Origin of the sequence: Candidatus Protofrankia californiensis, from assembly GCF_900634765.1 — a bacterium.
Taxonomy (GTDB): Bacteria; Actinomycetota; Actinomycetes; order Frankiales; family Frankiaceae; genus Protofrankia; species Protofrankia californiensis.
Genome location: NZ_CAAAFT010000064.1, coordinates 2,124 through 14,082, shown reverse-complemented (window position 1 = coordinate 14,082; position 11,959 = coordinate 2,124). Strand labels below are relative to the sequence as shown.

Genomic DNA, 11,959 nt, shown 5'->3' with positions numbered 1-11,959 from the left:
CGTTCCGCGTCCCGTTCCTCGCCGGACCTGCCGGCAGCGCAACCACCGGCAGCGGCAGCGGCGGGACCCCGAAGGCCGCCCACACCGCGTGCAGGTCGGCGTCCAGTGTCGTCTCGTTGCAGGAGACGCCGACGTGGTCGGCGTCGACCAGGCGAAGGTTCAGCCCGCCCGTGAGCGCCGCGGCGACCACCCGGGCCGCCCGGGACGGCACATGCGCAAGCACCGTGTCGAAGAAGCGGTCGTGGACGACCCGCACACCGCCGGCGCGAAGCCCTTCGGCGAGGCGTACCGCATGGTCGTGCACCCGCTCGGCGATCCCCGCCAGACCCTGCGGACCGTGGTAAACGGCATACATCGAGGCCAGCACGGCCGGCAGCACCTGCGCCGTGCAGATGTTGCTGGTGGCCTTCTCCCTGCGGATGTGCTGCTCACGGGTCTGCAAGGCCAGCCGGTAGGCGCGCTCGCCGTCGGCGTCCACCGACACGCCGACCAGCCGGCCCGGCAGCGACCGCTCCAGGCCGGCCCGCACCGCGATGAAACCCGCATGCGGACCGCCGAAACTCAGGCCCAGCCCGAACCGCTGTGTGCTGCCGACCGCGATGTCCGCCCCGAGCTCACCCGGCGAGGTCAGCAGCGTGAGCGCCAGCGGATCGACCGCCGCCGTCACGACAATCCCGTGACCGTGCGCCTGTTCAATCACGTTGCGCGGGTCCCATAGCGCGCCGTCGGCGCCCGGGTATGCCAGCAGGACACCGAACGCCGATTCGGCCAGATGCTCCGGAAGGCCGGTCGACAGGTCCACGACCACCACGTCGACCCCCAGTGCCCCGGCGCGGGTACGGACCACCGCGATCGTCTGCGGCAGCGTCCTGACGTCCACGACGAACCTTGTCTCGGGCTTCTTGGCGGCCCGGCGGGCAAGCTGCATGGCCTCGGCCGCGGCGGTCGACTCGTCCAGCAGCGAAGCCCCGGCCGTCGCCAGACCGGTCAGATCCGCAATCATGGTCTGGAAGTTGAGCAGCGCCTCGAGACGTCCCTGGGAGATCTCCGGCTGGTACGGGGTGTATGCGGTGTACCAGGCCGGGTTCTCCAGGACGTTGCGCTGGATCACACCGGGCATCACCGCCGGGTGGTAGCCAAGACCGATCATCGAAGGCACCGGGCGGTTACGGCTGCCCAGCCGCCGGAGCTCGGCCAGCACCTCCAGCTCGCTGACCGCGGATGGCAGGTCAAGAGCATCGTCGCGGATCACTTCCGGCACCGCGGCTGCGACGAGCGCGTCGAGGTTGGTATAACCGAGCCCGTCAAGCATCTTCCGGCGCTCACCCGCGTTCGGCCCGACATGCCGATCGACGAAGGTCACCGTCTCGGCAATCACCGTCTCGCCGGCCACCGGCCCGGTCCTGCGCACCGCCGCCCCGGCCGGAGACGACCCGGCATCCCCCGCGCGTGACCGGGCCGATGCGGGCCCGGTCTGCCGGGAGCGCGCCTGCCTGGGCTGTGACGACGACACGGTCAGCGACCGGTCGGTCGTGGCGGGCCTCCCACCGCTTCCGTTCCCGCGGCTGGTACCACCAAGACCACCTGCATCACCCGGTGAGGACATTGCACCAGCAGCGGAGGAAGTGGGTATGTGCACGGTCGATGCGCTCCAGAGATCGGGCGACTCGGCGTGCGCGCCGGCCGCGGCTGACCTCCCCCTCTGTACATGTGCCTGAGAGCTTGACCCGTTGCACCGGCCCGCGGACCAGTACGCGTGGGCTTTCACCGTCGGCGGGACGCCGCGAGCGTCCGCTTTCCAGAGCTGCCTGACCCGGCGGTTTCTCCAGCCTGAGAGTGTATGGGGAGGTCTTGCTCCTTCGGCGCCACGGGCTGAGGTGCCGTGGACTCTCCCGCGCGGGCGTGAGCGGCATCGATGTTTAGTTGTCCATCTGAACTGAATCCTAGGGTCGGCGGTCGCCAACCGCCAACCCCCGGGCCCGGGCGTGGAGCCGTGCCACCGCAACGACGGCCGCCGTGCGCTCTCGGAGAGCATGCTCTGACATCCAGGCACGGTCGGCAGGCCGGCGCGGCTACCGGGTCAGGCGACGGTTGAGCTCCGCGACGGTCGGGACGAGGTCGCCGATGGTGGCGAAGTCCACCGCCACGAACGTCGGCGTCCGCCCCTGCCTGCGCTGGCACGCTCTGACCTGGTCGAGCACGGACGCCCGGCGGTTCACCACGGCCGCGTCCGCGCGGCTGCTCGCCGTCCGGGTGATCCAGTGGTTGATCAGTACCGGCGCGGGCTGGCCCGGACCACGGCCGAGCCGGCAGTCGAAGCCGTCGGGCGAGGACACGTCCAGGGCCGTGTCGGCCGCGTACCGGAAGAACCTCCGGTAGAAGGTGCCCGGGACGTCGGCGTTCTCCGCGAACACCACCAGTCTGCGGTTCTTCTCGACCATCGAGCCGAGTGACGGCCAGTCACCGCCGGTGTCCTTTGGTGGGGTGAACACGTAACGCCCGAGCCCGGCCCGGCCGAAGGCCGTCATCACCTCGGACGCGGGCGCCGCGTCCTGGACGATCAGGGTCACCACCTCGGTCGGGTTCGCGTCGAGCCAGGCTCGCAGCCGGGCCAGCTCGGTCTCCAGGTCGAGCGCGCCGAGCTGGCAGATGTTGTGGCAGAGCCACAGCCCCGGACGGCTGGAGCGGGCACCGCGGGTGAACGGCTCGAGGGTGGCGCGCTGGTCCGGCGGCAGACCGCGCAGGAACGCCTCCACGTCCTGCGGCGGCGTCCAGTGATGGACGTCGACGAGCAACGCGCGGATGCCTGCGTTCAACTGGCCGATCAGGTCCGGATCCTGCGCCGCGCCCAGGAAACGCGCGTCGCTGGAGGCCATCGAGTTGTGTGTCGCGGGGTACACGACGTCGGTGTAGCGGCGGTCGCAGAGCAGGTCCGAGCCGTTGCAGTACCTGGCGGCCGGGGTGACCGGCAGGGGCATGACGATCCACAACAAGACGATGATCGTCGCCGAGGTGACCGCCAGCGTCCACCAGCGCTGCCGGCGCGCGTTCACCCGGACCGGCGTCCGCACCACGGACGCGACCACCGTGGCGCCGGCGGCGGCCACCAGCGGCATCGCCGCGAACCCGAGCCAGTGGCTGCGGACCTGGCCGACCATCGCCGAGGATATATCACCGATCATCGCTCGTACGCTTACCGGCAGCGACGAAGACGGGCCGGTGAGCGCCGCGAACGGGTCACCGACCAGTGCTGTGAGCACACCCCCGGCAGCCAGCGCGGACGCTCCGGCCGTGGCAAGCCCCGCCACGACCAGGCGCAACCCCGAGCCACCGTGCCTGGTGATGACAACGGATCCGGTCGTGAACGCCACCAGCGTCAGACCGGACAGCACGCCGGCGGCAAGCAGCACACCCGACGAACCGAGGTCGTGGACGGCACGCACCGCGGCGGTACCGGGGGATTCGGGCAGCCCGGCGAGCGCCGGCCCCAGGTCGATGGTGGTACCACCGCCGACCCGCCGCCGCAGGTCGGCGATTGCGGCCTCGTCGCCGTCGAAGACCAGCGGACCGGCGACCGCCAGCGCCGAGGTGAGATCACCGGCCTGCATGAGCGTGACGAGCTGCTCGTGCACGGCCTGGCGTTCACCCGCGTCCAGCCGGCCCGCCCGGTCGAGGATGACGTCGGCCACCTGGTCGGCCTGCCGGGGAGAGAGCCGGATCGAGGTGATCGACGGCACGGACGCCGGCGGGCGTCCCTGGGAGAGCTGGTCGAGCGCGTCGAGCAGACCGATGGTGAACCGGCTCACATCGTCCACCGGGTACGTGCTGGCGCCCGACACCTCGTCGGCCAGGTACGTGCTGGCGAGCTGGGAGATGTTGGCCAGCACCGGGCGCAGGTCGATGCGCAGATAGAGCGTGTCCCCGTTGCCGCGCAGGTAGCCCGCGGTACGGTCCGCCAGGCTTGCGGCCACCCCCTGCAGCGACGACGGGGGGACGACCACCCGCAGGTTCGCGGTCAGCAACGACTGGTCAACGGGGAGACCGGCGAAGAGCTGATCGGAGATTTCGACGATCTGCGGGTCGGTCAGAACCTGGCTGTAGAAGCGCTCGTACACGTCGGCGTCGGCGAGCACCCGCTCGTAGTAGCCCGGCTGCTGCACGGTCGCGTGGACGGTGAGCAGGGCGACAGTGGCCGGCCAGCACAACGCCGCGACCATCACGACCACCACCCGCAGCAGGCGGTCCCACCGGTGACGGCGGCGACGGGAACCGGCGGCCCGACGGAGGCCGGAGCGGCCGGTCACCCGGCCCGGGCCGTCCTGCTGACAGCCGGCCCCGGGGAAGGCGTCCCCCTCGCAGGCGTCCCCCTCGAAGCCGTCCTCTCCGGGGCGGGAAGCCGGAACCGGCCCATGCCTACCCGCCTGGACGCGCGTGTGGCTCACCGCGCCTCCCGCCTGCCTCGCCGTCCCGTTTTCCGGACCTGACCACCTCGCTGTGCACCGGCTCGCAACCGGCGCTTGTTCTCATGGTGCGTGATCGAAGTGTCTGCGATGGGCGGAAGGTGGTGATCGAGTGAGCTGTGCAACAGCCGGATCACTCCGCCGGGGAACATTTACCCGAAATGCACCTCGGCATCACCTTGTCGAGCACAGGCGCGTCCCGCGCGGGACGGTGGCCCGCGGGCATGCCCGTCCGCCCGATACCGGTCGCCGTCACAACCACCCGGTGCACATCCGGTGGACGGCCATGCAACGATCAAGTAATCGCCCACTCGCCGGTTAGTCTGCGCTGGTCATGGTTGTGGTTCGCACCGGTGCCGGCGGCACCGACACCGGCATGCAGGCGCGCCATGCCCGGCCCGGCTACGGTCGCAGGCGACGACTCGCTGTGATCGGGAGGCTGCTGCGGGGACGGTTGCGTCTCGCCGGCATCGTGCTGCGCGACATGAAGCCGACGCCGCGGCGGCTCCTGCGCGTCGCCCGATCAGTCGTGGCAAGCGGGCTTGCGCTCGGCCTCTCGCTGGAGTTCCTGCCCGGTGTCGAGGTCAACGGCTTCGACGCGCTGATGCGCCTGGTGGTCATTCTCGCCTTGGTGGGAGCGGTGCTACGGCCCGTGCTCGTTGCCCTGGCAGTCGCCCTCGGCGGAATCGCCGTGCTGTTGATCGGCCTGTTCGCGCAGACCCTGGTGATCTACGTGGCTCTGCGCATCGAACCGGACGTGATCTCCAGTAGCTTCGGCGCGGCCGTCGGGGTCGCCTGGGGCACCGCGGTGATCTCAGCGGTCGTCGGCTGGCTGGCCGACGCCGGCAGCGACGAAACGTTCATCGGCGAGGTCATGCGGCAGGTCGCCCGCTACGGTGGCGGCGACGGCAGCCCGTTCGACGGCCCAGGCGTCGTCATCGTGCAGATCGACGGGCTGTCCGCGCCATTGCTGCGGTGGGCGGTCACGGCCGGGAACCTGCCCACGTTGAGCCGCTGGGTCCGCTCCGGCTCGCACCGCTTCGTCGAGTGGCACACCGGCATGCCGTCGACGACCCCGACCAGCCAGGCCGGCATCCTGCATGGCGCGTCCAGCCATGTCCCCGCCTTCCGCTGGTATGACAAGGCCGCGGGCCGTCTCGTGGTCACCAACCGCCCGCGGGACGCCGCCGAGATCGAGCGGGGGTTCAGCAACGGCCGTGGCCTGCTCGCCGACGGCGGGGTCAGCATCAGCAACGTCTTCTCCGGCGACGCACCGCACAGCCTGCTCACCGTCAGTCAGGCCGGCCTGCCCGGACGCCGGGCCCACGGCTACGCCTCGTTCGCGGCCAGCCCGCAGGGACTCGCCCGCTCGCTGGTGCTCACCATCGGCGAGATGATCAAAGAGGTGCACCAGGCCCGCAAGCAGCGCCGCGACAACATCTTTCCCCGCGTCCGCCGCGGTGGCTCGTACGTCGCGCTGCGCGGGCTGACCAACGTCCTGCTGCGCGACCTCAACGTCACGTTCATCGCCGCACAGATGGCCCGCGGTGTACCCGTGGTGTTCTGCGACTTCGTGGACTACGACGAGGTGGCCCACCACGCCGGGCCCAACCGGCGGGAGTCGTTGCAGACGCTGGAGGGCGTCGACCGGGTGCTGGCGATGCTCGAGCGGGTCGCCGCCGGTGTCGAACGCGCGTACGAGATCGTCGTCCTGTCCGACCACGGGCAGAGCCAGGGAGCGACATTCCGCCAGCGCTACGGACAGTCCTTCGAAGACACCGTCCGCGACCTACTGACACCGGGAGCGGCCGCGGCCGCCGCGACCGGGACCGCCGAGGACTGGGGCCCGGTGAACACCCTGCTCACCGAGGTCACCGGCGGCAGGGACGGTACCGGGGCGGGCCGGCTCATGCTGCGACGCCGCACCGACGACGGGCAGGTCACCTTCGGCCCGTCCCGCCTTGAGGTCACCCTCAACCCGCAACAACCGGATCTCGTCGTGGTCGCGTCCGGGAACCTGGCCATGGTCTACCTGCCGCAGGTAGCCGGCCGCGCCGACCTCGAACAGATGGAGTTCCTGCACCCGGCGCTCGTGCGCGGGCTGATCGACCACCCGGGTATCGGATTCGTCGTGGTGCACTGCCCGGGGCACGGACCGGTCGCCTTCGGCGCCCGGGGCCGGATGTTCCTGGAAACCGGGGTGGTCGAGGGCACCAACCCGCTGCTCGGCTACGGCTCGCGGGCTGCCGCGGACCTGCTGCGCCACCAGCGGATGCACAACGTCGGTGACATCGTCGTCATGAGCCGGATCGACCCCGGCACCCGCGAGGTCGCCGCGTTCGAGGAGCTCGTCGGCTGCCACGGCGGGATCGGCGGGGACCAGACCCGGGCCGTGCTGCTGTACCCGGCGAGCTGGCCCGCCGCGGCCAACTCGATCGAGGGTCCGGACGCCGTCCATCACCAGCTCGTCCGCTGGCTGGAACGGCTGGGGCTGCGCCGCGACCCGCTGCCCACGACCCGTCCTCCCGCCGGTCCCGACGCCGGTCTCGAGACCCCGCCGGCACGTCGAGGTTCCGAGAACCCGGCAATCACAGAAATCACAGAAGCCGCGGAAAATGCGGAAAATGCAATCGAGCGATCGGTGGAGTCGATCGAGGATCGTCCGGTACACACTTCTTCAAAAGGCGTCACCTGACGGTTCCCGCGACGTTCACCGGTCGGCAAGAAACCGATGTTCACATGCGACAGAAGCAGCGGCCGGTGTCGCCTGCCGTACGGTCGAGCATCGGGAGAGGCAGAACAGATGGACGGTACGACGGTCGCCGGTCTGGTATTCGACATGTTCAGCCCGGCCCGCCGTGCCAACCCCTATCCCTGCTACCACGCCGCTCGCGAGGTCGGGGCGCTGGTGCCCAGTCCGCTCGGCGCGTACCTGGTCACCGGCTACCACGACTGCACGACCGTGCTGCAGGACCCCGCCTGGGGTCACGGGTATTCCGACGGAATCAGCCCCTTCCGGCCGGGGGTGGCCGCGGACGACATTCCCGGTTCCTTCATCCGGATGGACCCTCCCGACCACACCCGGCTACGCGGCCTGGTCGGTCGGGCTTTCACCCCGCGCGAAATCGGGCGGCTGCGGCCCAGAATCGAACAGATCGCGGCCGAGCTGTTCGACACGGTGGTGGACGCCGGTGAGATCGAAATCGTCGACGCCCTCGCCTCCCGAATACCACTGACGATCATCTGCGACCTCCTGGGCGTACCCGCGGCGGACTATGCACGGTTCGACGGCTGGGCGCGCGCGCTCGCGCGGGGCCTTGATCCCGACGTCCTGCTGTCGCCGGAGGAGCTGCGTCAACGTGACGACGCCGCCGACGCGTTCAACGAGTATTTCCGGGACGTCGTGGCGCAGCGGCTTACCCGTCCCGGCGACGACCTGATCAGCCGGTTGGCCGCCCTGGAACAGGACGGCGACCGCCTGACCGGGACCGAGCTGCTCGACATCTGCGTCCTGCTCCTCTTCGGCGGCTACGAGACCACGGTGCACATGACCGGGAACTGTGTGCTGGCGCTGGGTCGCCATCCCGAGCAGCTCGCGCTCCTGCGCACGCAGCCGGACCTCGTCCCGGCCGCGGTCGACGAGCTGCTCCGGTTCGACCCGCCGGTGCAGTTCACCAACCGCGTCGCGCTCCAGGAACGGCAGCTGGCCGGACGGACCTTCGCCCGGGGCGAGGGGGTGGTGGTGCTGATCGCCGGCGCCAACCGCGACCCGCGGATCTTCCCCGTCCCCGACCGTCTCGACCTCACCCGCTTCGCCGGAGGTGGCCTGGGCCCACGTCACCTGGCCTTCGGCCTGGGCGTGCACTTCTGCCTCGGCGCCCAGCTCGCCCGGATGGAACTCGAGATCATCCTGGCCATGCTGGTCCGGCGCGTGACCGCGATCGACATCCTCGACAGCTCACCCAGCTACCACGACACCCTCACCATCCGCGGCCTGCGCAACCTGCGGGTCCGTCTCCGGTCGGGCTGACCGGCTGGCGCACTTCAGGCCGGCGGTTCACCTCAGGCCGGCGGTTCACCTCAGGCCGGCGGCACATCCCGGGGCGGCACGGTCTCGGTTGCCGGCCGGGACGCCCGACCCAGTGACGCCGGTCCGACGGCGAAAGGGCTTACCACGGGAACGGCCATGGACTCGCCGTGGGCGAGCACGCGCACCTGCGCGGACAGGTCGGCGGCGCCGGCCAGGCGGGCGAACTCGCGTCCGGGTTCGTGAAAGCGATCGGGACGCACGCGGTCGAAACCGATCGGCCAGAAGGTGCCGTAGTGGATGGGTACGGCCACCGCCGGCGGCCCGGCAACCGGCGCCGACCCCGCCGGCGGCCCTGCCTGGGCCGGCGCCGGCCGAGCGGAGACCAACGGTGAGGGGACCGGCCGCGGGCGGAGCGTCCGCCGTACCGCCTCGACCGCGCCGGCCGGGTCGAGGTGCCCGGGACCGAGGTTGGGTCCCCAGCCGCCGACCGGGACAAGGGCAAGGTCGAGGCCGAGCGGGACGAGATCGGCCATGGCGTCATGCAAGGCCGTGTCCCCGGCGAACCACACCGTCCGTGTGCCGGTCACCACGAATCCCAGCGCCGGGCCGCGGTGACGCGACCACGGCCCACGCGAACCGTCATGCTCGGCGGGCACCGCCAGCACGTCCAGGCCCGCGGCGGCGTCCACGCCGCCACCGTGGTCGCCGTCACGGGAGGTCACTCGGACACGGTCCCCGGGCACCATCTCCACGCAGCGTTCGGCGAGCGCCGGGTGCCGGCGGGCCAACAGGGCGGCGCCGCCGCGCGGCAGGATGATCGGCGCCGTCGGCGGGAGCAGCTTCAGCGACGGGATGTCGAGATGGTCGGCGTGCAGGTGCGAGACAACCGCGGCGTCGACCTGCGTGGCCCCGCTCGCCGGGCGTGCACCGGCGCGCCTACGCAGGTGGGCGATCCGCATCCCGAACACGGGATCGGTCACCAACCGCGTACCCGCATCGGAGATCACAACCGTGCTGTGCCCCCACCACGTGACGTCCACCTCACCAGTGTGCCCGCTGCCTGCAATCTCTTCGTCCGATCCCGCTCTCCGTCCGGTCCTGACCGCTGGTGGCGGTCTTGACCATCGGCGATGATCATAGCTACCAACAGTAACCGCGGCTGCCGGCAGTAATCCCGGCTGCCGGCGGCGGTCATCCCGGTGGCGCGGGCGCGGCGGGGAACTGGGGACCCGCGACGTAGAAGACGCCCTGGCCGACCGCCTTCACCGAGTCGACAGCGAGCACCTCGTCGTCTCGCAGCTCACTGAGTGCCGGGTGCCGCCGGCCGTCAGCGGACCGTTCCCCGAACGTCGGGACTGATCTTCCTTGAAATCCAGCGTCTCGGTTTCGACGTCGGCGGCGCGGACACCTGCGTAGACGGTCGCAAGGCTCTCGACACCTCCTCACACCGCGAGTCACGCCAGGTCGAAGTCACGATGAGGCCACCCGTCGACCATCACATCGATACTTCATGGCCACGAATTATAGATTCGGCACCTCCGGAACACTTGATCCGTGCATTCGCCACCCCAGGTTCGCCTCATCAGGAAGCATCGCACCTGCTCACTCACTCGTGATTAATACCGACACGAACCGTCACGACCCGGACTGGTTCCGGTGGATTCATGCCGAACCTTTCATTATCACGTTCGGTGACACGTCGATGCACCGTCGGCCACGCTCCCGTGTTCCTGTGTGGTGACGGGGTAGATGATCCCATCGATAGGTCACCATGAGATGCGATGCATGGTTTTACGACAACGATTTCCCGCCGCCGGCCCGCGGAGCGCTGTACCCGCCCGCGGCGTTGCCCACGGGGGTCCACCGGTGGTCATGCCGACACGACAGCGGGGGGATCCGCGAGCATGGGCCGATGACAGCGGTGCGGGTGCCGCCGTGGCTGCGCCGGGGTGCCGCGATCGTGGTGCTGCTGCTGATCATCGAGTACGCGGTGCTACCGCAACTCGCCGGCGCGCGCAAGGCCCTGGAGACGTTCTCCGGCGTGGAACCACGCTATCTGGTGGTCGGCCTGTTGTTGGAGGCGGCATCCCTGCTCGCCTACGCGATGCTGACCCGCAGCGTGCTCGCCCGCGAGGGCCGGCCGTCGCTGTGGACGCTGATACGGATCGACCTGACGACCCTCGGTGTCAGCCACATGCTCCCAGGTGGTGCCGCCACCGCGAGCGCGTTGCGCTACCGCCTGCAGCGCAGCGCCGGGATCAACGCCTCCGAGGCGGTGTCCGCCGCGGCGATCCAGGGTGCCGGCTCGGCGGTCGTCCTGAACGTGATCCTGTGGATCGGCCTGTTGATCTCTATTCCGAGCCGAGGCGGCAATCCGATCTACGGCACAGCCGCGGCGGTGGGGACGTTGCTGATCGCAGCCGTCTTCATCGGAGTGGTACTGCTCACCCGCGGCAGTGAACGCACCGTCCGCATCGTCCGTTCCATCGCCCACCGCGTCCCGGGGCTGTCGCCGGACGGTGCCGAACAGCTCGTCCGTACCTTTGCCGATCGTCTCCGGGTTCTGGGCGCGGACAAGCCCCTGCTCATCAGGGCGACGCTGTGGGCGGCTGCGAACTGGCTGCTCGACGCCGCGTCCCTGTGGGTGTTCCTGTACGCCTACGGCCACGCGACGCCCCTGGACGGCCTGCTGGTCGCCTACGGGCTCGCCAACGTGCTGGCCGCCATCCCGATCACGCCCGGCGGGATTGGGATCATCGAAGGGGCGCTCGTCCCCACGCTCGTCGGTTTCAGCGCGACCCGGGCCGTAGCGCTGCTGGGGGTCGTGACCTGGCGCCTGGCGAACTTCTGGCTTCCCATCCCGATCTCGGCCCTCGCCTACCTGTCACTGCGGACGGGGTCGCTGCGTCACCGTCGGCTACCGCAGCAACGACCGTGGAACGATCCGGACACGATCAAAGAAGAGATCACGACGTGACACGAGCCGCCACCCCCGGCCAGATCCATGACTGACAGACGCAGGATCATCACTCATAGTGTTTCGAGGTGGCCATCACCGGTCGCCCCAGGAACCAACCGCTGAGGAGGCTGACCATGTCGTCTTTGACCTGGCCCCTGCAAAAGAGCGGCAGCAGTCGCGAACCAGTACAGACCGTGCAGTACCTGTTGCGCGCGCACGGATACTCCGTGGCCATCGACGGCGTCTTCGGGGCGTCGACCGAGGCCGCGGTGCGCGCCTTCCAGTCGTCCGCCGGGCTTGGGGTCGACGGTGCCGTCGGCGACCAGACCTGGCCGGCGCTCGTCATCGTCATCCGTGAGGGTGACAGGAGCGAAAAGGGCGACGCAGTACGCGCCGTCCAGGACCAGGCGAACGCCCGGATCGGCGACCCCGCGAACTTCCTCCCCGTGGACGGTGTCTTCGGTCGGCGGACAGACGCCTGGGTGCGGGACTTCCAGCGCAACGCCGGGA

The 11,959-nt window shown here is 70.3% G+C and carries 7 protein-coding genes and 2 riboswitches; of the genes, 4 read left to right on the top strand and 3 right to left on the bottom strand.

Annotated elements, in window-relative coordinates:
* Together DD1DGNOD_RS28730 and DD1DGNOD_RS03755 are read right to left on the bottom strand one after the other, a co-directional pair.
* Positions 1-1,606 (bottom strand): glycine dehydrogenase (locus DD1DGNOD_RS28730; protein WP_430827752.1); only part of this gene is annotated, 1,606 nt, incomplete at its 3' end.
* Positions 1,607-1,695: 89 nt separating this feature from the next.
* Positions 1,696-1,807: riboswitch (glycine riboswitch) on the bottom strand.
* Positions 1,808-1,906, bottom strand: a riboswitch (glycine riboswitch).
* Positions 1,907-2,072: 166 nt separating this feature from the next.
* On the bottom strand, positions 2,073-4,442 hold the full coding sequence (locus DD1DGNOD_RS03755; RefSeq protein ID WP_131765258.1) for a hypothetical protein: 2,370 nt from the start codon (positions 4,440-4,442) through the stop codon (positions 2,073-2,075).
* A 352-nt stretch (positions 4,443-4,794) separates the two neighbouring features.
* On the opposite strand from DD1DGNOD_RS03755, the gene DD1DGNOD_RS03750 reads away from it, so the two are divergent.
* On the top strand, positions 4,795-7,155 hold the full coding sequence (locus DD1DGNOD_RS03750; RefSeq protein ID WP_131769453.1) for a phage holin family protein: 2,361 nt from the start codon (positions 4,795-4,797) through the stop codon (positions 7,153-7,155).
* A 108-nt stretch (positions 7,156-7,263) separates the two neighbouring features.
* Positions 7,264-8,490 carry a cytochrome P450 gene (locus DD1DGNOD_RS03745; protein WP_131769452.1) on the top strand — a complete coding sequence of 409 codons (1,227 nt, stop codon included), beginning with the start codon at positions 7,264-7,266 and terminating at the stop codon, positions 8,488-8,490.
* A 50-nt stretch (positions 8,491-8,540) separates the two neighbouring features.
* Here the strand turns inward: DD1DGNOD_RS03745 and DD1DGNOD_RS03740 are convergent, their stop codons facing one another.
* The gene (locus DD1DGNOD_RS03740; RefSeq protein ID WP_131769451.1) at positions 8,541-9,530 is read right to left on the bottom strand and encodes an MBL fold metallo-hydrolase; all 990 of its coding nucleotides are present in this window, start codon (positions 9,528-9,530) and stop codon (positions 8,541-8,543) included.
* 872 nt (positions 9,531-10,402) lie between these two features.
* On the opposite strand from DD1DGNOD_RS03740, the gene DD1DGNOD_RS03735 reads away from it, so the two are divergent.
* Together DD1DGNOD_RS03735 and DD1DGNOD_RS03730 are read left to right on the top strand one after the other, a co-directional pair.
* Positions 10,403-11,467, top strand: a complete 1,065-nt coding sequence (locus tag DD1DGNOD_RS03735; RefSeq protein WP_165036376.1) for a lysylphosphatidylglycerol synthase transmembrane domain-containing protein — start codon at positions 10,403-10,405, stop codon at positions 11,465-11,467.
* Between the two features lie 116 nt (positions 11,468-11,583).
* Positions 11,584-11,959, top strand: a 376-nt coding sequence (locus DD1DGNOD_RS03730; protein ID WP_131769457.1) for a peptidoglycan-binding domain-containing protein, incomplete at its 3' end; no start/stop codon positions are given.

Excerpts from the sequence above, each read along its gene's own strand:
- DD1DGNOD_RS03735 (WP_165036376.1), top strand. The coding sequence starts at position 10,403 with ATGACAGCGGTGCGGGTGCCGCCGTGGCTGCGCCGGGGTGCCGCGATC.
- DD1DGNOD_RS03750 (WP_131769453.1), top strand. The coding sequence starts at position 4,795 with ATGGTTGTGGTTCGCACCGGTGCCGGCGGCACCGACACCGGCATGCAG.
- DD1DGNOD_RS03745 (WP_131769452.1), top strand. The coding sequence starts at position 7,264 with ATGGACGGTACGACGGTCGCCGGTCTGGTATTCGACATGTTCAGCCCG.